At 32.5% G+C, this 24,041-nt stretch carries 24 protein-coding genes; 11 read left to right on the forward strand and 13 right to left on the reverse strand.

Translation table 11 applies throughout. From position 1 onward, the window contains the following. Window positions 1–30 precede the first annotated feature (30 nt). Window positions 31–684, forward strand: coding sequence for a YceI family protein (locus tag HNV10_RS06795; protein ID WP_173300587.1), 654 nt, complete (start codon window positions 31–33; stop codon window positions 682–684). Window positions 685–1,000: 316 nt separating this feature from the next. Next, window positions 1,001–1,387 carry a pyrophosphohydrolase domain-containing protein gene (locus HNV10_RS06800; RefSeq protein ID WP_173300588.1) on the forward strand — a complete coding sequence of 129 codons (387 nt, stop codon included), beginning with the start codon at window positions 1,001–1,003 and terminating at the stop codon, window positions 1,385–1,387. 57 nt (window positions 1,388–1,444) lie between these two features. Here the strand turns inward: HNV10_RS06800 and HNV10_RS06805 are convergent, their stop codons facing one another. Then, on the reverse strand, window positions 1,445–2,512 hold the full coding sequence (locus tag HNV10_RS06805; RefSeq protein WP_173300589.1) for a branched-chain amino acid aminotransferase: 1,068 nt from the start codon (window positions 2,510–2,512) through the stop codon (window positions 1,445–1,447). 117 nt (window positions 2,513–2,629) lie between these two features. Here HNV10_RS06805 and HNV10_RS06810 point away from each other — a divergent pair, with 117 nt between their 5' ends. The 4 genes from HNV10_RS06810 (at window position 2,630) to HNV10_RS06825 (ending at window position 5,702) form a co-directional block, all read left to right on the forward strand. Then, entirely contained in the window at window positions 2,630–3,133 is a 504-nt protein-coding gene (locus HNV10_RS06810; protein WP_173300590.1) for a DUF4920 domain-containing protein, read from the forward strand. Continuing rightward, a complete protein-coding gene (locus tag HNV10_RS06815; RefSeq protein WP_173300591.1) occupies window positions 3,111–3,569 on the forward strand; it encodes a hypothetical protein in 459 nt (152 codons plus the stop codon). Before HNV10_RS06810 ends, HNV10_RS06815 begins: the two co-directional genes overlap by 23 nt. A 1-nt stretch (window position 3,570) precedes the next feature. Next, complete coding sequence (mnmD, locus tag HNV10_RS06820) at window positions 3,571–4,257, forward strand: tRNA (5-methylaminomethyl-2-thiouridine)(34)-methyltransferase MnmD (protein ID WP_173300592.1); 687 nt, start codon at window positions 3,571–3,573, stop codon at window positions 4,255–4,257. 539 nt (window positions 4,258–4,796) lie between these two features. Further along, complete coding sequence (locus HNV10_RS06825; protein WP_173300593.1) at window positions 4,797–5,702, forward strand: TIGR01777 family oxidoreductase; 906 nt, start codon at window positions 4,797–4,799, stop codon at window positions 5,700–5,702. 260 nt (window positions 5,703–5,962) lie between these two features. Here the strand turns inward: HNV10_RS06825 and HNV10_RS06830 are convergent, their stop codons facing one another. From HNV10_RS06830 to HNV10_RS06875, 10 genes are all read right to left on the reverse strand, one after another. Next, window positions 5,963–10,159, reverse strand: a complete 4,197-nt coding sequence (locus tag HNV10_RS06830) for a phosphodiester glycosidase family protein (RefSeq protein WP_173300594.1) — start codon at window positions 10,157–10,159, stop codon at window positions 5,963–5,965. A 9-nt stretch (window positions 10,160–10,168) separates the two neighbouring features. Further along, window positions 10,169–11,413, reverse strand: a complete 1,245-nt coding sequence (locus HNV10_RS06835; RefSeq protein WP_173300595.1) for a glycosyltransferase family 4 protein — start codon at window positions 11,411–11,413, stop codon at window positions 10,169–10,171. Window positions 11,414–11,639: 226 nt separating this feature from the next. Then, window positions 11,640–12,128, reverse strand: a complete 489-nt coding sequence (locus HNV10_RS06840) for an AAA family ATPase (RefSeq protein ID WP_173300596.1) — start codon at window positions 12,126–12,128, stop codon at window positions 11,640–11,642. 12 nt (window positions 12,129–12,140) lie between these two features. Continuing rightward, window positions 12,141–12,365, reverse strand: coding sequence for a hypothetical protein (locus HNV10_RS06845; protein ID WP_173300597.1), 225 nt, complete (start codon window positions 12,363–12,365; stop codon window positions 12,141–12,143). A gap of 8 nt (window positions 12,366–12,373) precedes the next feature. Then, a complete protein-coding gene (locus HNV10_RS06850; protein ID WP_173300598.1) occupies window positions 12,374–12,889 on the reverse strand; it encodes a hypothetical protein in 516 nt (171 codons plus the stop codon). A 68-nt stretch (window positions 12,890–12,957) separates the two neighbouring features. Then, on the reverse strand, window positions 12,958–13,683 hold the full coding sequence (locus tag HNV10_RS06855; RefSeq protein ID WP_262887129.1) for a tRNA-uridine aminocarboxypropyltransferase: 726 nt from the start codon (window positions 13,681–13,683) through the stop codon (window positions 12,958–12,960). A 261-nt stretch (window positions 13,684–13,944) separates the two neighbouring features. Next, window positions 13,945–14,232 (reverse strand): type II toxin-antitoxin system RelE/ParE family toxin, encoded by a 288-nt coding sequence (locus HNV10_RS06860; RefSeq protein WP_173300600.1) that lies wholly within the window; start codon window positions 14,230–14,232, stop codon window positions 13,945–13,947. Next, window positions 14,225–14,464, reverse strand: coding sequence for a ribbon-helix-helix domain-containing protein (locus tag HNV10_RS06865; RefSeq protein ID WP_173300601.1), 240 nt, complete (start codon window positions 14,462–14,464; stop codon window positions 14,225–14,227). Before HNV10_RS06865 ends, HNV10_RS06860 begins: the two co-directional genes overlap by 8 nt. 176 nt (window positions 14,465–14,640) lie before the next feature. Further along, window positions 14,641–16,206, reverse strand: coding sequence for a phospholipase D family protein (locus HNV10_RS06870; protein ID WP_241695469.1), 1,566 nt, complete (start codon window positions 16,204–16,206; stop codon window positions 14,641–14,643). A gap of 250 nt (window positions 16,207–16,456) precedes the next feature. Beyond that, window positions 16,457–18,493 (reverse strand): dipeptidyl-peptidase 3 family protein, encoded by a 2,037-nt coding sequence (locus HNV10_RS06875; protein WP_173300602.1) that lies wholly within the window; start codon window positions 18,491–18,493, stop codon window positions 16,457–16,459. 89 nt (window positions 18,494–18,582) lie between these two features. Here HNV10_RS06875 and HNV10_RS06880 point away from each other — a divergent pair, with 89 nt between their 5' ends. Together HNV10_RS06880 and crcB are read left to right on the forward strand one after the other, a co-directional pair. After that, window positions 18,583–19,611: an SRPBCC family protein gene (locus HNV10_RS06880; RefSeq protein WP_173300603.1), complete on the forward strand. Its 1,029-nt coding sequence runs from the start codon at window positions 18,583–18,585 to the stop codon at window positions 19,609–19,611. 77 nt (window positions 19,612–19,688) lie between these two features. Further along, entirely contained in the window at window positions 19,689–20,054 is a 366-nt protein-coding gene (crcB, locus tag HNV10_RS06885) for a fluoride efflux transporter CrcB (protein ID WP_173300604.1), read from the forward strand. 49 nt (window positions 20,055–20,103) lie between these two features. Here crcB and HNV10_RS06890 read toward each other — a convergent pair whose 3' ends face one another. After that, on the reverse strand, window positions 20,104–20,703 hold the full coding sequence (locus HNV10_RS06890; RefSeq protein ID WP_173300605.1) for a DUF1684 domain-containing protein: 600 nt from the start codon (window positions 20,701–20,703) through the stop codon (window positions 20,104–20,106). A 236-nt stretch (window positions 20,704–20,939) separates the two neighbouring features. On the opposite strand from HNV10_RS06890, the gene HNV10_RS06895 reads away from it, so the two are divergent. From HNV10_RS06895 to HNV10_RS06905, 3 genes are read left to right on the forward strand one after another with little or no spacing between them, the layout of a single operon-like run. After that, window positions 20,940–22,151: an MDR family MFS transporter gene (locus HNV10_RS06895; RefSeq protein WP_173300606.1), complete on the forward strand. Its 1,212-nt coding sequence runs from the start codon at window positions 20,940–20,942 to the stop codon at window positions 22,149–22,151. Then, on the forward strand, window positions 22,151–22,528 hold the full coding sequence (locus tag HNV10_RS06900) for a VOC family protein (RefSeq protein WP_173300607.1): 378 nt from the start codon (window positions 22,151–22,153) through the stop codon (window positions 22,526–22,528). Before HNV10_RS06895 ends, HNV10_RS06900 begins: the two co-directional genes overlap by 1 nt. A 9-nt stretch (window positions 22,529–22,537) precedes the next feature. Then, complete coding sequence (locus tag HNV10_RS06905; protein WP_173300608.1) at window positions 22,538–23,512, forward strand: YpdA family putative bacillithiol disulfide reductase; 975 nt, start codon at window positions 22,538–22,540, stop codon at window positions 23,510–23,512. On the opposite strand, the gene HNV10_RS06910 is transcribed toward HNV10_RS06905, so the two are convergent. Then, complete coding sequence (locus HNV10_RS06910) at window positions 23,513–23,956, reverse strand: Lrp/AsnC family transcriptional regulator (protein ID WP_173300609.1); 444 nt, start codon at window positions 23,954–23,956, stop codon at window positions 23,513–23,515. Between the last annotated feature and the right edge of the window lie 85 nt (window positions 23,957–24,041).

The following is a 24,041-nucleotide window of genomic DNA, read 5'->3' on the forward strand; positions in this document are numbered from 1 at the left end:
AAACATAAATTAAACTCTAAAAACACTAACATGAAAACGAAATTTTTAAAAACATTTACTCTAGTTGCATTGGTTACTTTTGCAAGCTGTGGAGACAAAGCAAAAGAAGCTGAAACCAAAGAAGCTGAAACAGCCGCTGTTGCTGAAGTCAGTGCAGTTACCTATAATGTAAATACAGACAACTCTACTTTAGAATGGAAAGGTTTTAAACCAACAGGTTCTCATACAGGAACTATTGCAATTAAAGAAGGAAGCTTAAGTATTAACGATGGTGTTATTGAAAGTGGAAATTTTGTAATTGACATGAATAGCATTGTGGTTACAGACATTCCTGCAGAAGAGGAAGGTAACGGAAAACTAGTTGGCCACCTTAAAGATCCTGACTTTTTTAATGTAGAAGCACATCCAACAGCTACTTTTGAAGTGACAGGTGTAGAAACGACGGAAGGTAAAACAATGCTTTCTGGTAACTTAACGATTAAAGAAAAAACAAATAATATCAGTTTCCCTGTTGCTCTAGACATTAAGGTTGATAATGTTACATTAACAAGCGAAACGTTTACAATTGACCGTTCTAAATGGAATATTGAATATGGTTCTAAATCATTTTTTGATAACTTAGGTGATAAATTTATTAATGATGAAATTGAAATGAAAGTTTCATTAACAGCAAGTAAAGCCTAAATTGAAACAAAAAATAAATTTAAAAAGCAGTCAAATTTTGGCTGCTTTTTTTATTAGAATAGCCAATAATAAAAGTCATTAAACTTATATTACATAAAAATAAATTTTATAGCAGCAATCATACCTATAAAGCCAATAAATGCAATAAGAATCCAAATAGTACCTTTATAGTATTTTTTATGAAGTTTTAAGTCTCTTCGGTACTGATAGGTAATAACAATTACGAAAGCGATAAAAAATAATATTCCAAAAATCAATTGACCAGTACTAAACATCTTCTTATTTTTATGCAAAAATAAGGATTAAAACAAGAACTATGCAAGACAAAATCAATGCTGTAAAAGCATTTCATACAGCTTTTAAAATAGGACATCGAGAAACACCTAAAGCCAACCTGGGAATAGAAAAAAATATGCTACGCTATAAATTGATGCGCGAAGAAAATGAAGAATATCTTGAAGCAGCAAATGATAATGATTTAGTTGAAGTAGCTGATGCCTTAGGTGATATGTTATACATATTATGTGGCACCATTATAGAACACGGTATGCAGCACAAAATTGAAGAAGTTTTTGAAGAAATACAACGCAGTAATATGAGTAAACTAGGTGCAGATGGCGAACCTATTTACAGAGAAGACGGTAAGGTTTTAAAAGGTCCAAACTATTTTAAACCACATATAAAAGAAATTTTAGAATCATAAAAAAAGCAGCCAATTGGCTGCTTTTTTATTACTATATAAATCTTAATTTCGTATTAATTACTTCACTTCATGTCTCCAGCCATGTACATCTTCAGAAACATTATACTGAATATTCAGTAACGTTTGTTTAAACAATTTTGCATAAGAATCCTCCGCTCCAGAAATCTCAAACAGCTCATCTTTATGCTGAAAAGCAGAAATTTCACTTATTACTGCAGCCGTACCTGCTCCAAAAACTTCCTTTAGACTACCATCTTTTGCAGCCTTTTTAATTTCTTCGACTTTAACAGGTCTAACTTCACATGTAATTCCTAAATCTTCAGCCAATTGAATTATACTTTTACGGGTAATTCCATCTAAAATACGATCACTAACAGGAGCTGTAATTAACGTATCATTCACTCTAAAAAATACATTCATTGTTCCTGCTTCTTCTAAGTAGGTATGCGTATCAGCATCGGTCCAAATAATTTGCTGAAATCCTTCTTTTTGAGCCAAGCTTGTCGGATAAAATTGCGCTGCATAATTACCAGCCGCTTTAGCCGCACCAACGCCTCCATTAGCAGACCTACTATAATGCTCCGCTACTAAAACTCGAACTGGAGAATTATAATAAGATTGTGCTGGCGAACAAATAATCATAAATCGGTATGTATTTGCAGGCGAAGCAGAAATTGCAGGTTCAGTAGCAATTACAAAAGGACGTATATATAAAGAATTCCCTAAACCTGGCTTAATCCAATCGTTATCTAATTTTAATAAATTTTCTAATCCTGTAAAGAAGTAATCTTCAGGAAAAGCAGGCATCGATAATCGCTCGGCAGACTTATTGATTCTTTCAAAATTCTGTTTTGGTCTAAACAGAAACACTTTACCTTCATCATCTTTATAAGCCTTCATACCTTCAAAAACAGCCTGTCCATAATGAAAAACACGAGCCGAAGGTTCAAATGTCATTGCTTGGTATGGCATAATTTTAGGTGCTTGCCATTGGCCATTTTCATAATCGCAGACAAACATATGATCAGTAAAAACTTTTCCAAAGTCTAACTTACTAAAATCTACACTGTTAATTTTTGTAGATTCAGATTTTTCAATACTGATTTTCTCGGTTGGTTTAGCCATAATTGCATGATATTTCTAGACAAAAGTACATAAACGGTAGCTTTAAAAAAAAGTAATATTCCTTAAAATTGTGTAAATTTGCAATTCAACAATAATTCAATTCAAAAACTATCAATAATGAAAAAATCCATTTTACTTTTAGCAATTAGCTTGGTTGTATTTTCTTGTAAAAACGAGAGTCAAACTACTGAAGACAAAGCTCCAGAAGCAAAACAAGAAATTGCTTATGCAAATTTCGGAAAAGAAATAAATGATACTGATGCTATAGATGCTAAGGAAATGATGGATCAATACCTATCAATGAAAGCTGGTGATACTATCAATTCTAAAGTAAGAGGTAAAATCATTGAAGTATGTTCTGCAAAAGGGTGTTGGATGACTTTAGACATGGATGGTAATAATGAAGTGATGGTAAAATTTAAAGATTACGGATTCTTTATGCCTTTAAATGCTGAAGGAGAAGTTGTAATTAACGGTAAAGCATTTGTATCTGAAACTTCAGTTGACGAACTTAGACATTATGCAGAAGATGCAGGAAAATCTGAAGAAGAAATTGCAGCAATTATAGAACCAAAACGCACCTATTCTTTTGAAGCTGATGGAGTTTTACTTAAACAATAAATATCTAAGCATTATTGCTTTATCATTTTTATGCCTTACAGGTTGTAAAAACGAAGAAAAAACAACTGAAGAACCCATTAAGACAGTTGCTGAATACGACATGTATCAACCTTCTGAAATGGCGAATTTCATGAATGCTATGTATGCCTATAATTTACAGATTAAAAAGGAAATTTTGGCAGGTAAAACTCCAGCTACATTGCCTTTAGATTTAATGACCTTGCATTCTGCCGAAATGACCAAAGAAAACGGGAGAACACCAGCTTGGAATAGTTTTGTAAATGTTTTTATTGAATCCCAAAAAACAGTAATTGATACACTTTCTAATATAGAATTAAAAGAGCGTTATAATGCTGCAATTAATAATTGTTTAGGATGTCATAAAACTGAATGCACAGGACCAATTCCTAAAATTAAGAAACTACTTATTCAATAATTTGAAACGAAAAATAATTACCACCTCAGATGGTTCTAAAACCATTCAAATTGAAGAATGGAACGAGCAATACCATTCTATTCATGGTGCTATACAAGAAGCAAACCACGTGTTTTTAAAACATGGTTTGCTTTTTTATTCTGAATTTGTTTCAGAATCTAAACCCATTTCCATTTTAGAAATTGGTTTCGGTACAGGTCTTAATGCGTTTTTAACCTTAATTGAAGCCGAAAAATTGAATTTAAAACTCAATTATACAGGTGTAGAGGCCTATCCTGTTCAACTTGAAGAAATCAATCAACTTAATTATGTGGAGTTAATTTCTAAACCTCACGAAGCTGTTTTTAATACTTTACATAGCACGTCTTGGGAAACACCACACGATATCACTCCAGATTTTAAATTAGAAAAACAGGAAAAATTCTTCAAAGATATAACAGCTGTTAATGCTTACAATATCATTTATTTTGATGCTTTTGGTGCTCGCGTTCAACCCGATTTATGGACTGAAGATATTTTTAAAATAATGTATAACGCCTTACAAGACAATGGTATTTTAGTAACCTATTCTGCCAAAGGAAGCGTAAGACGTGCCATGCAAGCCGTCGGATTTATTGTTGAACGTTTACCTGGACCTCCTGGAAAACGTGAAATGTTGAGAGCAACGAAACATTCAATGAACGAATAGTGAATTAAATGTTGAGAGCAACGAAACATTCAATGAACGAATAGTGAATTAAATGTTGAGAGCAACGAAACATTCAATGAACGAATAGTGAATTAAATGTTGAGAGCAACGAAACATTCAGTGAACGAATAGTGAATTAAATGCTGAGAGCAACGAAACATTCAGTGAACGAATAGTGAACTAAATGTTACGAGCCCAAAAAAAAGTGCGAGTAACATTCGGCTTCATCACTTCACGTGGAATTCCCTTTTTAAAATTCTGTAACGACAAGTAAATCGATTAAGAAGGTTCTAGATACAATTTTTTCGTGCCTCTAAAATCACAAGAACTGACGTTAGAGGTATATCAAAAACAGCTTTCTTTTTCAAGTTAAAAACTTTTCAACCTTTCAACCTTTTAACTTCGCAACTTCGCATCTTTGCATCTTTGAAACTTTCAGACTTTCCAACTTCCCAACAACATTAACACCCAAACGTTAAATCCTATCTAAATCTTACTCAGAACCTTTACGCCTTTCGTATCTTTACATAAAAAAGAAGATGACCGTTTTAATAACAGGTGCAACAGGGTTAATAGGACAAGAAATTGTAAAAAAGTGTCATACTGAAGGCATTAATGTACATTACTTAACGACTTCAAAATCTAAACTCAGTACAGAAGACAATTACAAAGGTTTTTATTGGAATCCGAATAATAACGAGATAGACCATAATTGTTTTGAAGGTGTTTCTGCCATTATTAATATGGTTGGTGCTTCTATTTCTAAACGTTGGACAGAGGATTACAAAACACAAATCTTAGAAAGCAGAACGAAAACTGCAAAGCTGCTTCAAGACACAATAAAAACACATAATTATAAAATTGACCACGTGGTTTCTGCCAGTGCTATTGGCATTTACCCAACAAGTTTGGTTAACTATTACGAGGAAACAACTACTGAAATATCAGATACCTTTTTAGGAAAAGTGGTAAAAGAATGGGAAGCTGCAGTGGATGGATTTAAAGCTTTAGGTTGTAAGGTTGCTAAAATAAGAATTGGCTTAGTTTTAGCAAAAGATGGTGGTGCTTTACCCGAAATTGTAAAACCTATAAAGTTTGGTGCTGGTGCTGCTTTTGGTAGCGGAAAACAATGGCAAAGTTGGATTCACGTTAAAGACTTAGCGTCACTCTTTGTCTTTGCGGTACAACAAAATTTAGAAGGTATTTATAATGGTGTCGCGCCTAATGCGGTTACTAATAAGGAACTGACTAAGGTTGCTGCTAAAGTGTTACATCGTCCGTTGATTTTACCTAATATTCCAAAATTCGCTATGAAATTAGTTTTAGGCGAAATGCATATTCTTTTATTTGAAAGTCAACGTGTCAGTTCTCAAAAAATAGAAAGTGAAGGTTTTAATTTTCAGTTTGCTAATTTGAAACCTGCATTAGAGGATTTGTTGGGATAGATGGTTGATGGTTGATAAGTTTCAAAGTGGCAAAGTTTCAAAGATGCAGAGAAGCCTGTTTTTAATTTACCTCTAGCGTCTGTTCGAGTGATTTTTGAGACACGAAAAAATTGTATCGAGAACCTTGGTTAGTAATAAAGCTTCTTGATACAAAATTTCTAAAAAACGAAATTTCACTCGAAGTGACGTTGAGGAATAAATTGAATATAAAAAGAGGCAAATAGTAATATTCACCTCTTTTTAGTAATTAGTATTTCAGGTTAATCTTCAATCCAACCCATAATGGCATTGGCTACAAATCTAGGTTCTGGTGGTAAAGCATAAATGTCTTTTTCGTAATTTTTATTGTATGGTGAAATATTCATAATATTTCCATCAACAACCAAAGTACTACTTCCTCCTGGGTCAAAGCCCATTGCTTTATCCATTCCGTATTTTAGTAAAATATCTACCATATCAAAATGTGTAGCGCCTACAGATTCTCTAATACGACCGTTTACCATCAATACCATTAATTTACCTTCTTTGGTAATACCAACCGCAATTTTTGGACCTCGCATATCTGTAAAATCTAATCGTGCTGCTTGTGTTTTAATAGAGTTTGTGGTTTTCCAACCTTCGTCTTCCATGTTTAGAATTTGCTTGCCTTTGTCAATTAACATTGGTCCTGCTTCAATAGCATAAGAAATCTCATTCCATTTATAAGGATTCGCTTCTGGCTCTAATAATTGAATTGATAATGGCTTACCTTCTTCAAACATGATGTCTGAAAATAAAGCTTCAGGAATAGATAATGTAATTCCAACAGGAATCACTTTCACATCTACTTTAGGCTTTGTTTTTATAATTTCTTTTACCGTATTGCCTGCAATTCTTACAATCACATTGCCGTCGCCAACATAAGATTCTTCAGTATATGACAAATCATAAAAACATGGTTCTGTTTCGCTATGTGTATTATAATTGGTACTCGTAAATGTTAGGTCTTTTGTTTTTCCTTTAACGGTTAAACCTGCTTTACTATTCACTTTTCTAATATCTACATCGCCATTTTTATAAATGATAAAAGCAGGTTTATTAAAAAGTGGCGGACAAAACACTTTGTTGTCCATAATTAGTAAACCTAAAGGCGAACCAATATAGGTTTCTGGCAGTCCGAGTTTACCAACCAATTCCGGATTTAAAATATAACCGCCATTCCAAGCCAATTCAATTTTATTCGGGTTTTTACTTTTCTTCTTGTACTCTTTTACAAGCGCTGGTACATTTTTAGGTTCTTTATTGGCAATATGTGCTGCGAATTTCCAATGGTGTTTCTTCGTATCAATTTCAGCTAAAACACCACTCCAAGGCAAACCATCTTCATAGACGCCTCCTGCATACGATGATTTTACTTTCTCTTCAGATTTAGTAAGTTTTAAATCTTCTTTTATTTGAAGCAATAGCTTTTCAATTGGTGTGCCGTTTTCAATAGCATCTTTAGTGATAATACTTAACAATTCTTTTTCGCTTAACGTGTCTTTTAAATCTTGATACAAATCACTTTTTAGAATGATATCAAAATCTTTAGCGGTTTGTATTGGTGTAGGATAAGCTAAGGTTGTGCGCACACCTGCTGGCACAAACTGAATGAAGCCACTACCTTTAGGAATTCCCATGATTTTAGCTGTCATTCCATATAACACTTTTCCGATATGGAAATGGTCTATTTCAATAATATCTGTCATCATTGCAGCCGATTCTCCATTGGTAATTAAGAAGCCATTCGCTTCTTTAATATCACGTAAAATCTTAATGGCTTTTGGTCCCATTTGTGGAAAATGTACACCTTCTGACCATTGTTTCGTTTCTATAATCTGAACAACACCTGCTTTATACAACAAGCCTAATTCTGGCTCTTTTCCGCTTTCTAAATACTCTTTAATATCTGCACTAGAGAACCATTTTGTAATTCGTGGTTCGTGAATAAAAATGTAGATTTTTTCTAACTTATCTACATTGGCTTCCAATATTTCTGATGTTAACTCTTGTTGTATGGTTAAATTTAATTGTGCACGTATTGGTTGTAGTACAAAATACTCTAATTCATGTTTAATATAACGACCAGGAAAATACCCTTTAGGCACATTCTTTTTTAAATTTTTGGTTAATATTTTACGGTCATCAATACCTAAATATTTACTATTGGTTAATTGAAAAAGGGCTAATTCCCAATCGGCAAAAAACTGTGGTGCCAAGGTTAAATCTGGTAAATGTTCTGGTTTAAAAACATCTGTATAAATCATATTTACCAAACCTGTAATCTCCTGAAGTGTAAAGGCCTGATAAGCATACGACTTTTTATTTCTATGACGATACGCCAAAGCATGGTCGTGACGAATAGAAATTTCGCCATCTACATATTTAAAAATATCATCAATGGCATTGTAGTATTTATGAATCACTTCAAGATTGGTATTTACCAAATCTGGAATATCATTTTCCATGGATCTGGCATAACGCATCACACGACCTTTAACCAATTGTTCTTCAACTCTAAAGAAACTTGGGTCTATCAGCGATTTTAAATAATGCATAAAAGACAAACGGCCATAACCAGGTAAATAATGTCTTGTTTTTTTATTGAGAATCGCATTAAGGTCGTCGTTTTCAAAATCTACAGACGCTTTATATTGTTTCAATAAATTAATCACTTGCGGATTATCTTCAATAGAAACCGACACCAATTGATAATACATACGTTGTAAAATATAGCGTATATTTTTCTCTAAAGCTTCTAGGCTGTATCGCTTTTTAATAACGCTTCTATTATGCGTTACATCTACCATTCTGTTCTGTGGATAAAAGACGTGGTCGCAAATACGCTCTGCCAGTTTCTTTGGTACTTTAGAACCTTTAAATTCTAAAACATTAAGACGAAGCGATTCATCTAAGTGTCTACCAATAACCTCATCATACACTTCTCGTGGCTCATATTGTCTACAGAAAATTGGTGTTCCACATGCAGCGGCTTCTATAATTGGCAGTCCACGTCCTTCGGTTTGACTTGGCAATAAAATAAGTGACGCTACATCAAAAAGTTGTTTGATATCTAATGGCTTTTTATGCTTCTTTTTAAAATCGTTTTTATCGAATTCACTAAATAAAAACCCAAGTAACACGCGCGATTTAAATTCTTTAGGAAGGTCTTTTAAGAATTTTTTGAAATCCTTTTTTAAGTCGTGATAATAGTTTTGTTGACCATGCGGAATTGGTCCTGAAACTATTAAGGATAACTTTAATTGTGGATTAGTGATGAATTTTTCAGCAAAAGAATCATAGGAAAATAATCGTTTAATAAGTTTAAAATTCAACTCAATAGACTTTCTACTAATAACACGTGTTGGTTGTAAGAAGACAATGTTGTTGTTTACAAAATCGAATTTCTTAATGGTTTTATGACCTAATAAAATAGGTTTTAAAGAGCGTTTACTTTCTGTATGATGTGCCGCTGTGTGTACTGTAATCGTCTCTTTTTTATTGGCAAAAATCGTTGAGACTTGCATAAACGCTTTAATAATATCGCGCTTACTCATAGCATGTAACTTGGTATCTACTGCTGTACCTAATAAGGCGACGTTTGCAGGATTATGACCATTAACATTGATTAAATGGTCTTGCTGAATTCTGTTGATATTCACGTTCATCCAAGAGCGACTTTCCCATGGATAAATGGTTTCTATAATTGAGAAAAATTCGCCAACATGTGCGTTATGAAAAAAGAAATCTCTTGGTCCCTTTTTAAGGCCTTTCTTTTTAATTTCTACTTCTCTATTACCACCTTCCCAATAAAAATCGTGATTATTATTAATAACAGGAATGCCTAAATATTCTGAAATTAAAACTGTTGCTAACGCCAAAGAGACGTTACCAGGATTAGAACAGACATTAATAAGGTATAACATAGAAATGTTATTCTCCTCAATATAACTTCCTAATTTTTCTACAAGCACTAAAACCTCAGCCCAAAACTTACCAATAAGATTATTGTAAGCTTCACTACCACGTTCCATTTTAATTTTGAAGAAATCCTCGTACAATGGCCAAGCATCAAAAGCTTCCATTTCTGGAATTACTTTTTTGAAGGCCGTTTTTGGAATTAACTCATCTGCTTCCTCTTTTATTTCGCCTGCAATAAAATGTACCGGAATATTAGGATAGATATTTTTGAAGGTTTTGGCATACTTTTCGGTTTCTACCGTAATACCATCTATGGTAAAATAGAAGGTTAAGAATGCGATACCTCCTTTTTCTATATGTGTATCAAAAGTGGACGCATTGCCTTTAAAAGCAGCTGTTTTTTTCTGCTCTTTAAATTTATCCATGAATAACCCTAAATCAAACCAGGTATTTATTTTTTCATTTTTAAGCGTATTTAAAATCGTTGTAATTTTTGTTGTTTTCTTATCAGTCGTCATGTTTTAATTTTAAAATGTAAATAATTGGCTTAACTTTTCTTCTAATACTTCATATGAAAAGTGTTTTTTTCCAATTTCAAAATTGTATTCTCCAATCTCTAAACAGCGTTTTGGGTTATAAATAATATCAGACATTTGCTGTACACTTTCTGGTGTAAGATTGCTATCTGAAATCATTACAGTTTCAAAGCCTTTGTTACCAATATCTTGACTATAAACCGGTTTATAATCATTCACAAAAATTGGTTTTTTAGCTAAAACGGTTTCCACAAAGGCATTACCAAAACCTTCATAAGTACTAAAGTATGTAGCAGCTCTTCCATGCGCATAAACATCAGATAAATCTTTATGATCTAAAACTTTATGCGCTGCAAATATGATCTGACTAGAGAGGTTTAATGCGTGTATTTGGTCTATTAACTCATTGTAATACTCCTTGTTCTCATCGTCATTATTATTACCTGTAATAACTAATTTCAGTTTCTTATCATTTAATTGATCTATTAAAGAAATAGCGGTTTCAATACCTTTACGCCTTACAATACGTGTTACTTGCAGTAAAGCAATTTCATCTTCTAAGACACCAACATCTCTAAGAAAAAACTCATTCTCTGGTGTTGGCACGCCATACACACGATTAAAATCCATAACATTGGGCACCAACGTAGCATCAATATCAAAACGATTCTTAAAGGTTTCTACTCCAAACGTATTAATAACAGCATGTCTAACATCTGGAAGCAATAAGGGGAAATTATCATCTACATACTTATTTATTTCTGGATGCACAGAGACGTAACGTTGACCGCGTTCCCAATGAAAATCGTGATCATGGGTTACAATTGGTAAACCTGTAGATTTTATTAATTTTTTAATTGCAACACCCATTGATAAATGGCATGGTAACGCTGAAGCATTTTCTGAAAGCACAACTTCTATGCGCTTTTCTAAAACCCAAGCTTCCATGGCTTTATGAATCATATTAGAAGCCTCCTCAACATGCTCGAGCAAAGGGTATGGTTCTTTATCTGGCTCGTAAAAAGCTTTGCGTTGTCCCCATTCTGCTTCTACGGAAAAGAAAGATAGTGGTGGATACAAATAATGATGTTCGTAATCCATTTCCCAGGATTCAAATTCACCAGACATAATAAAGACTTCATGTCCAAGTTTTTTTAATACATCTATCCATTTTTCGGTTTCGAGAGCTACACCATCTACACCTCCAATTCTTCCAATAATAATTCCTATTCGCATATGATATCTAAAGTTTTGAGTTCTTTAAATATAGAGAATAGAAAAGTGTATTGAAAGATTTTGAAGTGCTGTATTTGCAGATTTATGACTTCAAAAATTTAAACGATATTAAATTATGTGTAATATAATTTATGCTGTAATTCTTAACGAAATGATAATACAAGAATATATTGACAAGGCCAATTTAGGCTTTAATTGTGATTAAAAGCTAGATTTAATTCTTATTTTATTCTGAAATTACAAAAGCGTCTTTCAGTTCTTTTTGCGTTGGTTTCTCAAACCAAGTTTCCATAAAATCGAAGTTTTCTTTAGTGACTTCAAACTCAAAAGTAGCGCCTTTTTCTTCGTTACGTTTCATTACACGTTCTAAGCGTTTGGCTTTAGGCACGTCTAGAAAATGTAATTTTATCTCATAGTTATTTATCTCTGCGAATTTTCTAAACTTTTCTCGATGGCCAATTTTAGCCAATCCTAAATCTAAGATAGCGTCAATCTTAGACGCTTCGAGTTGATGAATTAAATCTAACATTACACGCTCTGAACGTTCTATGCGCTCTAAAAACCAATCTAAACCATCCGTTACTTTTTTGTCTGGCATAAACAGTACGTTATTCCACACATCAATAGAAAATACCAAACCGTTAATTCTTCTTTTTAACTCGTTAGCATAAGTGGTTTTACCAGAACCTGTATTACCTACAATCAGATGAATCATTTTGTGTGTGTTTTAGTCTATGATTTCGTAATCAATATCTAATTTACGTAAGGCTCTTAATGCCGAACCCGAATTTTTATCGCCTACCTCAATATCTACAGCATCGCCTTCTAAAAGGATTTCTGTGAGCTCATTAGACAAAGACGAATTTCCTGTTAAAGAAATTTCAGTAATACAGTTTGCAATGGCTCTTTTGTCTGGTCGTTGTGCATCGCAGGATAATAAGTTAAGTTTCATGATACAATTTATTTTAATTGATCAGCAACCCACTCATTCAATTCAGATGCATCCATTTTTATTAATTTCTCAATACGTTTATCCTTTTTTAAGCCATCACCCTTATTATCCGAATATACCTTAATAATACTATTAATACCAGAAATATTACCAGCTTCAACATTGTCTTTATCATCTGGATTTTCGATAGCATATTTTATCCAGCCACCTATAAAAACAATTAAAAGCTCAGGATTTTTAGTCGTTAAATCTACCTGAAATGATTGCATAGAAATTGTAACCGTTGGTGTACCAGTTGCCCATTTCATTAAATAAGCATTTGCCATAAGCCTTTTATCCGCTTCCTCACTCATTGGTGTATTTTCTAACCAATTGATACACTCTAAAATGCGTTGCTCGTGTTTTACGTAGTCTTCTGCAACTTCTAATTTTACATTATCTGGAATTTCAAAAGTTTGAGACCCACTTAATTGTGCAACAAAAATGGAAAATACGAATGTGAAAATGATGTTTTTTAATTTCATGATATTGGGTTTAGTTAAATTATAAATTTCTTTTTAATTAATATTTTACTGTATGCTACAAAACACTGTTAATACTCTTGCTCAAAAATGGTATTTCTTTCCGTGTTTTTCTTGTACATAGTCTTTTCTGCAAGCTCAAAATTTACTTGAGAACTGTAATTTTTATGGTTTGGATTGCGCATATAATCTAATTGATATGCTATCATTTTTTGAAATGGCAACAAGAAATTAGAAGTGTCGCAATCTTCTAATTCGCCTTCTTTAAGTAAGTTTAAAACCGTGTAAACCGACTCAATAGTGCTTAAACAAAGTGGCTCTGGTTGTTGTTTAATGATAAATTCTGATTTAATGGTGTTATCAAAACTCACGCGTTTTAAGGCTTGTAAATTTTTACTCAATTTAAGCATTTTGCGTGCACAAGGCCAAGTACCATCTAAAATAAAGATGTGTGAACTTTTGCCTAAACCTATCTTAATCTCAGCAGTACTCCTAACCGATAAATTGAAACTTGCTTTACCTGGATACAATAAAAAACAATTTTCTTGCGTGGTTAAAATCTCATTAACTCGTTTATGTGTTGTAAAATCGACGCCAACTATAATTTCTGAATTTTGAAGCTGAAGCTTCGTCATGTGGCCTGTTCCGTTTTTCTCTTTTTTGTACTCCTTTGGATGCATCAAAATAATAAAACGGGTTTGCGTTTGTACAGAATTTATATGACTACAAATACAAGTGCTTTTAGGACTCATACAGTTGTAGCAGGTTAGTCTTGGGTTTATTGTTTTTGGTTGCAAATTGAGGGTTTATGTGCTTTTCTAAGGTTAGCGTACATCAATTAATATTTAAAAGTACAATAATACGCTTATTGTTGTGCGCAAATAACGAAAAGAATTAGTTGTTAGATGTTCATACTCTTATCACATGTTTAGTACACGTGCCTAGTTGTGTGGATTAAGCACTAAAAATCGAATAGAAAATCAGAAAGGATTTTTGTAACCAGGCTTAAACTCTCAATAATATACATACCATATTGTTAACAGTTTTTATTATACAGATTAAAGTATTTCGTTTAAATCTTGTCTTCCAACAATTGCCATTATTTCAACGACGTTGTTATTTATTTTATAGAAAATACTATCTATTCCACAAACACATCTCCTGTAGTCTTTTCTTATATAATCAACTGACTCGAATGAAAAAGGTCTTTGGGTAATAATTTCAAAATATTTAAAGAATGATTCAAAATATTTATCCGCTTGAGTCATTCCAAATTTTTTAACTCCATAGTGATGAATTCGGATTAAGTCATTTTTAGCTTCATTACTTAAGCGATATTTAGCCATTTAGTTGAGTTTTAGATTGGGCTAAAATTTCATTTTTTGATTCGCTTGTAAATCCGCTATTTTCAGCTTTTTCCAGCTTAGTTCGTACCCAATCAATTTCGACTTGTTGTTTTCTAGCTTGTCTAATTAAATCGTTTACTAATTCGCTTTTGCTTGAATATTCTTTTGAATTGACTTGGGCTTTCAGCCATTCATCGTTAGGTTCTGTAAATGATATACTTTGTCTTGACATAATTTAATTTTTTGGTGTAAATATACATCAATTACGAATCATTTCCAAATTGTTGCTAACTGCTTATATCGTTATCAAACTTGTTCAAATTCCAAAATTAATTCAGAATATGAACAACAAAAGTTATCTTTTACATTTTATAAATTCAAAATATTTGAAAGAAGAAACAAATTGCATTACAAAATAGAATTAGGTAGAATTTTCCGTGTCCACGTTTTTAAACGTTTGTAGTTACCTACCTCAGCATCTGGATTAAAATCTATTGTGGTTTCCCATGAATTTTCAGGTTTAAACTCTATTTCCATACCTTTTAAAACGCCTTCTGCTATTTGTGGTGAGTTAACAATTACAACACATTCGGTATTTAAATTGGCACTTCTTGGATCTAAATTGAAAGTACCGACTACTGTAATTCTGTTATCTACAACCATGGATTTGGCGTGTAAGCCAAAAATGGGTTTGTGCTCTAAAGTGGCTTGCAATTCGCCTGTCATTATTTTAGTGCGCTCTTCTGCATCTGGTCTAAATTCAAAAATACGCACGCCTGTTTTCAGTAAAGTTTCCCTATCATTTTGATAGCCACTAAAAGCCTCTAAATTATCGGTTGAGGCCAAACTATTAGTTAAAATTCTAATTTTAACACCACGCTCTGAGGCTTCCTTAAACAACTTTTGAGATAAGCTACTTGTAATTAAATATGGTGATTGTATCTCTATGGATGATTTCGCGTTTTTTACCAGCTCTATTAATGCTGTGGTAGAAAATCCGCCTCCTCCAAGTCCGTTTTTACCATCATTTTTTCCTGGTTGGTCAGATATAAATTGTACATCTTCTAACCAGACCAAATTACCTGAATCTTTAATGGCTTTAAAGGTATTTGGTAAGTTAGCGATGCGTTCTCTTACTTGAGGCCAAAAATTTTCGGGATTACAAGCATATTCATGCAATTTATCAAACTTGTTTTCTGCAGTAACGTTGGCTGGTATATCTTTAATAATGGTTGTAACATCTTTACTTAGGTCATCATTCCAAAATTCATTAAATGAGCTATTAACCGTTTGAGACGTTTTGCCCAATAAAAGGATGTCTCTGTCTCTAAAATTATACTGATGATCGTAATCAAAATATTCATCTGCAATATTACGACCGCCTGTAATTACTACTTTACCATCTACGATAAAGGTCTTGTTGTGCATACGTTGATTGGCAGCTCTAAAATCGGTTGTGAATTTCTTAATTTTATGAAATAGGTTTTTTCCTAAATTAACACCTGGATTATAGATTTTTACGGTAATATTTTCGTGCGAAGCAAAGGTTAAAATATCTTCAATATCTGCATCTACCATAATGTCATCAACAATAATACGTACTTTTACACCACGATCTGCCGCTCTTATGAGATAATCACAAGCAATGAGCCCAACATTATCCATTGAAAAAATAAAATATTGAATATCTATAGTTTCTTCCGCATATTCGCTAAGCCAAGCTCTAGCAACCATAGAGCCACTTCCGTCTTCTAAAACATATACACCTGTTTGGGTTTCCATTTTTGCATTGAGCGATGCGAGTTCTTGAGATAATGAGGTGCTTTCGTCTCTATGAATAGTGGCACAAAAATCGGTTTCTGGTGCTGCTTTTTGTGTGTTATTACAAGATGCAAAAATAATGGAGAGGAATAGAAAAAACATATGGATTTGTTTTCCTTTAAGCCTTATATAATTTTGTAATATATTCTGCATACTCATTGATTTGGTTTACCATTATACACTCCTAAAAGTTCTCTCAAGATGAAATTCTATCCTAAGGGTTTTACACACAAATTCTTCTACTCTATACTAATATTACGGATTTCAATAGTAAGATACACTCGAGTTAACAATTTCTATAAAAATCGATTTATAAAGAGAAGGCAAACCGTTATTCTGTAAATATAAAAAAAGCACCTACATTTCTGCAGGTGCTTTTTTAAAATATTATAAATCGAAGTTATTAATTCACCGAAGGCAAATGACTATAATTTTTACTATAGTATAGCATTTGCTCAGCAAATGCATTTGGTTGTGTTACTTTGATTGCAGTAATCTCACCAGCATCATTAGTTTCTGGTACTAAGACTGGGTTTACAAAACCACTGTATGGTGGTGATGGAAATTGCTTATTGCGTTCTAAAACCTCAGCATGTAATGCTTGGTCTACTTTTACACCATATCCTTCAACTAAGGCTTCTACAGCTTCAAAATCACCTTCAGACTTAATACGTTGTGTTTCTCTTAATAATTGGCCAAAAAGTTCATGTAACTTTTCGTAATCGTTAATATTAAAATACGTTTTTCCGTCTCTTGTAATTTTCTCTATTACGTTATCTGCTTTTCCTTTTTCAAAAGCCCAAGCAGAAACCCATTGCCTGTTTCTCATATGCGCTTCTTCAACATCGTCTCCAAGATCTAAACGAATTAATTGTGTCATTAAACCGTTTCTAATGTAACCATCGTAAGCTGCCATTCCAACCTTTCTCCAGTCTTCAACTAAGCCTAATTCTTGTAATTTAGAATCGTATAAATAGTATAAACCTACTAAATCAGCACGACCTTCTTCTAAAGTAGAAGCGTAATTTTTTAATGTTTCTTTTGTTTCGCCAACTCCAGGGTTTAATTGCCCAGAAGCATGCCCAATTACTTCGTGTAATGCTGTGTGTAATTTATCTGCTAATTGTCCGTATTCTTCTTCTAATTGAAGCTCTTCTTCATCATTTACAAATTCTTTTAATCTTCCTGTTCCACCTGCATTATTGTATGCATGGATAATATTACCCAAAGAAACTGATTTACTTCCTACGGCAGCTCTAATCCAGTTAGCATTTGGTAGGTTAACTCCTATTGGTGTACTCGGAGAAGAATCTCCTGCTTCACCTGCAACGTTTACTACTTTGTAAGTTACTCCAACTACATTTTTCTTTTTGTGCTCGTCCATTAAAGGTGAATTATCTTCAAACCACTGCGCGTTTCCAGATACCACAGCCATTTTTTTAGACATATCAAAATCATTGATTTGTACAACTGTTTCGTAAGACCCTCTATAACCCATTGGGTCGTTATACACTTCTATAAAGCTATTAATGTAATCAATGTTTCCCTCTGTTGCTGCTGTCCATGCCACGTTATAATCATCCCAAGTTTGTAAATCGCCTGTTTTATAATATTTAATTAGTAAACCTAATGCATCACCTTGTGCTTGGTTTTCTGCAACACCTTTTGCTTTTTCTAACCACATTACAACTTGGTCTATGGCAGAACCATAAAGACCTCCTGATTTATAAACACGTTCTTTTAAAACACCATCTTCTTTTACTAACTGAGAATTTAACCCATATGATAAAGGTTTCTTTGGGTCTGGTGATTTTTTAGTTTTATAGAAGTCAGCAACATCTTTATTTGTTACATCTGGACCATAAAAATTAACTGCAGATTCTAGCACGTTATCTACTCCTTTGGCTTGATTAACTTTTTTAGAATCCTTGTTGTTAAAAATAACGTCTAATGCTTCACCTTCTAATTTTGTATTGGTTGAAGCTAATATGTCATTAAAATATTCTTTAGAAAATTCTGGTACTAACTTAGCATTAGAGTAGTGATGGTGTATTCCGTTACTAAACCAAACACGTTTTAAGTATGTTTCAAAATTTTTCCAATCTGCTGTAGATTTATCGCCATTAAATTCTGTGTAAACATGCTCTAAAGCTTTTCTAATAGTTAGATTATGTCTATAGTTTTGATCCCACATTATATCTCTACCAGCAAGACCTGCTTCCGTTAAATAATATACCAATTTCTGTTCTTTTAGAGTTAAATTATCCCATCCTGGAATTTGATAACGCAACACTTTAATGTCTGCAAACTCTTCTACATTAAAACTAAAATCTTGCTCAACGGTTTCTACCATTTCAGCAACATCTGGCTTTGTTTCATTCTTACATGCCACAATTAATAAGGCAAAAAGGCAAATTTTAAATAATGATTTTATATTCATGTTATTGTTTTTAGTTGAAACCAAAGATAAGATTAATATCACATATCATAAAATGACTATCTTTGATAAACACAAAATAATTCTCGAAGATGAAAGCTATTAAATACATACTATTCTTATTACTCATCCTTATTATTGGATTATCAATTTATGTAGCCGTGCAACCCAACGATTATAAGTTTAGTAGAAATCGAATCATTGAAGCTCCCGTAAGTATCATTTATAATAAGGTTAATGATTTTAAACAATGGCCAGAATTCTCTCCTTGGTTAGAGCAAGACAAAGAAGCTACGCTAACTTATTCTGATAATTCCGTTGGAAAAGGTTCTAGCTATAGCTGGAATGGAGCGGTTTTAGGAGAAGGCTCTATGACAACTCTAAATACAGATGTTAATTCTTTAATTAACCAAAAAATTGAATTTATAAAACCTTTTGAAGCTAATGCAGATATTGACTGGACTTTTGAACCTTCTGGTAAAGACACTAAAGTTACGTGGCAAATGAAAGGCAAGTTAGATTTTGTAACTAAAATTTTTACAATGTTTTCTGGTTCTATTGAATCTAATACAGGACCAGATTTCGAAAGAGGATTATTTAAATTAGATAGTGTTGTACAAGCAGAAATGAAAGTTTACAGCATAAAGACAGAAGGTATAACACAACACAGTGGTGGTTATTATTTATATACCACAAAGTCATGTAAATTCAGTGATTTTGAAAAAAACATGACAGCAATGCTACCTAAGGTTGGTGCTTATGCGATGACACATAATGTAACAATGGCAGGACCTCCTTTTATTCTATATCACAAATGGGACGAAGAAAATGACACGGTAATGTTTTCTACTTGTGTGCCAACAAACTCTAAAGTAACGACTGATGAAGAAGAGATTTTAACTGGTAAACTAGACTCTTTTAAAGCTGTAAAAACTGTATTAACAGGAAATTATTCTAATTTAAAAGAAGCATGGGAAACTACCATGAAATATATTGCTGACAATAATTTAGAAATGGTTGAAACTGGCTCTATGCTCGAAACGTATTTAACCGATCCAATGAGCGAATTGAATCCTGCAAAATGGGTTACTGAGATTTATGTTGAAGTAAAGGAAGAATAAACATCTAGCTAAGCAGCATAGACTCAAAGCTTAAAATACCTATAGACTAACAACAATCTAACGACTTAACAAAAACATTGAAACAAATAATACTCGTATTTCTTGGTGGTGGATTTGGAAGTGCCTTACGTTTTATCATCGGAAAATGGCTTAATAATTCTGAAAACGGAATTCCATACGGCACTTTTTTAGCTAATATTTTAGGTAGCTTACTAATAGGTGTAATACTTGGACTTGCTGCAAAGAATGAAACGTTATCTCAAAGTCAAACATTACTCTTAGCTACTGGCTTTTGTGGAGGTTTTACAACCTTTTCAACTTTTGCTTATGAAAACCATATGTTTTTAAAATCCGGAGATTTTATGAGTTTTGCTATTTACACTATTGCCAGTTTTGTCGTAGGATTTTTAGCTGTTTTCGCAGGCATGTATCTTGCAAAATGATTATAAGAAAATAACAAACCCAAAATAAGTTAAACTTAATTACTAAAACCTATTTTTTAAAAGCCTTCACTCCGGCTTTAATTTCTGTTGCTAAATAATTTTCGCTAGGCACAATAGGACAAGAATATTTCTCATTATAAGCACAATACGGATTATAAGCTGTATTAAAATCTATAATTAGCGTATCGCCTTCGGGAATTCTTGCTTCTGTGTAACGTCCTCCTGCATAACTTCCGTTGCCGTTTGTGTTATCTAAAAAAGGAAGAAACAAATAATCCTCGTAACCTTCTTTATCCATTAAGCCAAGATTCTGATAAATATTAAGACTGTACTCTTCTCCTTTTAATGTAAACGTTACAACGGCATACTGTACGTATTCTGGTCGTCTTTCTGTAGTGGTTTTCATTTTAAAAGGCGTTGCATCTGGTGTCCTTTTAAAAGTGGCTTTAACAACATATGCAGAATCGAATTTATAGAAATCTAAGCCTTCAAATTTCTTTAGGTCTTTTTCTTTTAATGGTGATTTTGTAGCGTCTTTAAAATCTGCATTCATCTCTTTTTGCCATTCCGTTTCTCCGTTTAAAACTTTCTTTTCTTGAGCACAACTCAACGAAAAAACCATTAAAAAAAGTAGTGTTAAATTCTTCATCTTAAATTATTTTGGATTTCAAAAATACAACATATCAAAAAAAATTGTAGCTTTGAATCAGTAATTAAAATAAAAATAATGTTTAATACAATTAGATATACAAAGCAAACCTGTGTGATTTCTTCGGAAATTGTCTGGACGCATTATCTATTGTAACTATTCTCATATACCATATTAACAATATTTAAAAGTCCGACGATAACGTCGGACTTTTTTATTTTATACCAACCACCAAAATGAAAACATTATATAACAACTACATCAATAACTTTAAAGGACTATCAAAAGAAATTTGGTGGCTCGCTCTAATTACACTAATAAACAGAGCAGGTACCATGGTTATACCGTTTTTGTCTAAATATCTAAAAGAGAATTTAGAATTTTCAATATCCGATGCTGGTACAATTTTAATGTTCTTTGGCATTGGCTCATTTATTGGCTCTTGGTTAGGCGGAAAATTAACAGATAAAATTGGCTTTTATAAAGTGATGTTTTACAGTTTACTTTTAACTGGCATTGGCTTCATTATCTTACAATACATCACATCTTTTTGGGGTTTATGCATAGGTATTTTAGTTTTAATGAGTGTTGCTGACACGTTTAGGCCTGCTCTATTTGTTTCATTAAAAACTTATAGTCAACCTAAAAACAGAACACGCTCACTTACTTTACTCAGATTAGCCATAAATCTTGGTATGGCATTTGGGCCAATGCTAGCAGGTTTTATAATTAGTATAGATGGTTATTCTCTATTATTTTGGATAGATGGTATCACTTGTATTTCAGCAATTTTACTATTTAAGTACTTAATAAAGGAAACAGTTATAAAAGTTACAGACGAAGAAAAAGCAATTAATAAACAGAATAAAAATGCTGCTATAAAAGATAAATCGTTTTTAATATTTTTTGTTATTAGTTTTTTAATTGCATTGTCGTTTTTTCAACTTATTACATCCATACCAATTTATCATTATGATGAATTCTGCTTAACAGAATTTGAAACAGGTATAATTATGTTTATAAACGGTGCACTCATTGTAATTTTTGAAATGCCTCTCATTGCCTTATTAGAAACAAAAAGCATTTCTCACGTTAAACTTATTTTAATTAGCGCAATCCTATTTGCTCTTAGTTATTTTGTTTTATTATTTAACATTTGGGTTGGTATTCTTGTTGTAAATATCATCTTGTTAACTTTTGCAGAAATGATAGGTTTTCCATATACTAATGCTTTCGCTTTAAGCAGAGCCAAAAAAGGAAGCGAAGGGAGCTATATGGCATTATACACCATGTCTTTTGCTTTAGCCTTTATAGTTGGACCTAAAATAGGTATGGATATTATTGATAATTATGGCTACCGAATAAACTGGATAATTACAGGCACATACAGTTTATTAGCTGTTGTACTTTGCTTTTGGCTACAAAAACGAATAAAAAATAATCTATAATGAATTTAAACCAAATTACTATTTCATCCTTGGACACTAGAAAATCCGTAAGATTTTATAAAAAATTGGGACTAAAACTTATTGTTGATGCTTTACCACGATACGCACGTTTTGAATGTCCTGATGGAGACACTACGTTTTCAATACATCAAACTGAAGATTTAATTATTAATAAAGGAGTTACACTCTATTTTGAAGTTAAAAATCTTTCTAAAACCGTTTCAGACCTTCAACAAAAAGGTATTATTTTTAATTCTGAAATTTTAGAACAATCTTGGCTTTGGCAAGAAGTGCATTTAAAAGATCCAGATGGAAATCCAATAATCATTTATCACGCAGGAAAAAACAGAAAAAGCCCACCTTGGCGAATCAATTAAAACTAAAAAATGAAAACTGAACATAAAGACGTAATAATTATAGGTGCAGGACCAATAGGTATTGCCTGTGCATTAGAATGTAAAAAGCGTAATTGGAATTATACTGTAATTGAAAAAGGCGCCTTAACCAATTCCTTATTTAATTACCCTATAAATATGACGTTTTTTTCAACCTCAGAAAAATTAGAAATTGATGATATTCCGTTTATTAGCAATAACCCAAAGCCTACCAGAAGCGAAGCTTTAGAATACTATAGACGCGTTACAACTTCAAATCAATTACACATTAATTTATTTGAAGAAGTACAGACGATTAAAAAAACAAGCAAAGGATTTACTGTGAATTCAGATAAACGTAACTATCAAACAAAAAAAGTAATTATTGCTACAGGGTTTTATGACATACCAAATTTGCTAAATATTCCTGGTGAAAGCTTACCAAAAGTACGTCATTATTATAAAGAAGCACATCCTTACACCTTACAAAATATAGCCATTGTTGGTGCTAGTAATTCTTCGGTAGATGCTGCTTTAGAAATTTACAGAAAAGGCGGTAATGTCACTATGATTATAAGAGGAGAAGCAATTGGAGAACGTGTAAAGTATTGGGTTCGTCCAGATATTATAAATCGAATAAAAGAAGGTAGTATTAACGCGTATTTTAATGCTGAAATCACAGAAATTAAACCTAGTGAGATTATAGTAAAAACTTCGGGTAATGAAATCACTATTCCAAATGATTTTGTAATTGCTTTAACAGGTTATAGACCAAATTTTCAGTTCTTAGAAAAAGCTGGACTTGAATTTTCCCAAGACGGAAAACAAATTCCTGTTTATAATTCAGACACCATGGAATCTAATGTTGAAGGTATTTATCTGGCTGGTGTTATTTGTGGTGGATTAGAAACCCATAAATGGTTTATAGAAAACTCTAGGATTCATGCCAAAATAATTTCAGATCATATTGAAAACAACCTAATCTAATTATTTTAAAGGTTTTACCTCACTGTATTTAATAACATGAGACAATACAATTTGAGTCTTTGTTTCTCCAAAAATTATTAATTGGTCAATAAAGGTTTGAAGATGACGTTGGTTTTTTAAAACCACTTCCATAACTATGTTTTCATTACCTGTAATTCTATAACAATTTACTACTTCATCATAAGTTTTTACCTTTTCTAAAAAGGGCTTTAACATGCCCATAAAAGCACTTAGTGTAATGAGCGCTTTAAACTGATAACCAACCTCTAAAGGTGATACAAAGGTGGTATAACCCTGAATGATTTCTGCATCTTCTAACTTCTTTATTCGCTCAGAAACTGCTGGAGAGGTAACACCAACACGCCTACCAATCTCTGCATTAGACATTCGCGCATTTTCTTGAAGACACTTTAAAATCTTCCAATTTAGCTCATCTACTATCATTTTTAATTATAAAGCTATAAATAATATAATTATTAAAGCAAATATACAGTTTTACTTTAATAATTAAAGTTAGCTTTAAAATTTA

This window comes from Winogradskyella litoriviva (assembly GCF_013249065.1).
Classification (GTDB): Bacteria; Bacteroidota; Bacteroidia; order Flavobacteriales; family Flavobacteriaceae; genus Winogradskyella; species Winogradskyella litoriviva.

Excerpts from the sequence above, each read along its gene's own strand:
- HNV10_RS06795 (WP_173300587.1), top strand. The coding sequence starts at position 31 with ATGAAAACGAAATTTTTAAAAACATTTACTCTAGTTGCATTGGTTACT.
- HNV10_RS06800 (WP_173300588.1), top strand. The coding sequence starts at position 1,001 with ATGCAAGACAAAATCAATGCTGTAAAAGCATTTCATACAGCTTTTAAA.
- HNV10_RS06805 (WP_173300589.1), bottom strand. The coding sequence starts at position 2,512 with ATGGCTAAACCAACCGAGAAAATCAGTATTGAAAAATCTGAATCTACA.
- HNV10_RS06810 (WP_173300590.1), top strand. The coding sequence starts at position 2,630 with ATGAAAAAATCCATTTTACTTTTAGCAATTAGCTTGGTTGTATTTTCT.
- HNV10_RS06815 (WP_173300591.1), top strand. The coding sequence starts at position 3,111 with ATGGAGTTTTACTTAAACAATAAATATCTAAGCATTATTGCTTTATCA.
- HNV10_RS06825 (WP_173300593.1), top strand. The coding sequence starts at position 4,797 with ATGACCGTTTTAATAACAGGTGCAACAGGGTTAATAGGACAAGAAATT.
- HNV10_RS06830 (WP_173300594.1), bottom strand. The coding sequence starts at position 10,159 with ATGACGACTGATAAGAAAACAACAAAAATTACAACGATTTTAAATACG.
- HNV10_RS06835 (WP_173300595.1), bottom strand. The coding sequence starts at position 11,413 with ATGCGAATAGGAATTATTATTGGAAGAATTGGAGGTGTAGATGGTGTA.
- HNV10_RS06840 (WP_173300596.1), bottom strand. The coding sequence starts at position 12,128 with ATGATTCATCTGATTGTAGGTAATACAGGTTCTGGTAAAACCACTTAT.
- HNV10_RS06845 (WP_173300597.1), bottom strand. The coding sequence starts at position 12,365 with ATGAAACTTAACTTATTATCCTGCGATGCACAACGACCAGACAAAAGA.
- HNV10_RS06850 (WP_173300598.1), bottom strand. The coding sequence starts at position 12,889 with ATGAAATTAAAAAACATCATTTTCACATTCGTATTTTCCATTTTTGTT.
- HNV10_RS06860 (WP_173300600.1), bottom strand. The coding sequence starts at position 14,232 with ATGGCTAAATATCGCTTAAGTAATGAAGCTAAAAATGACTTAATCCGA.
- HNV10_RS06865 (WP_173300601.1), bottom strand. The coding sequence starts at position 14,464 with ATGTCAAGACAAAGTATATCATTTACAGAACCTAACGATGAATGGCTG.
- HNV10_RS06870 (WP_241695469.1), bottom strand. The coding sequence starts at position 16,206 with ATGCAGAATATATTACAAAATTATATAAGGCTTAAAGGAAAACAAATC.
- HNV10_RS06875 (WP_173300602.1), bottom strand. The coding sequence starts at position 18,493 with ATGAATATAAAATCATTATTTAAAATTTGCCTTTTTGCCTTATTAATT.
- HNV10_RS06880 (WP_173300603.1), top strand. The coding sequence starts at position 18,583 with ATGAAAGCTATTAAATACATACTATTCTTATTACTCATCCTTATTATT.
- HNV10_RS06890 (WP_173300605.1), bottom strand. The coding sequence starts at position 20,703 with ATGAAGAATTTAACACTACTTTTTTTAATGGTTTTTTCGTTGAGTTGT.
- HNV10_RS06895 (WP_173300606.1), top strand. The coding sequence starts at position 20,940 with ATGAAAACATTATATAACAACTACATCAATAACTTTAAAGGACTATCA.
- HNV10_RS06900 (WP_173300607.1), top strand. The coding sequence starts at position 22,151 with ATGAATTTAAACCAAATTACTATTTCATCCTTGGACACTAGAAAATCC.
- HNV10_RS06905 (WP_173300608.1), top strand. The coding sequence starts at position 22,538 with ATGAAAACTGAACATAAAGACGTAATAATTATAGGTGCAGGACCAATA.
- HNV10_RS06910 (WP_173300609.1), bottom strand. The coding sequence starts at position 23,956 with ATGATAGTAGATGAGCTAAATTGGAAGATTTTAAAGTGTCTTCAAGAA.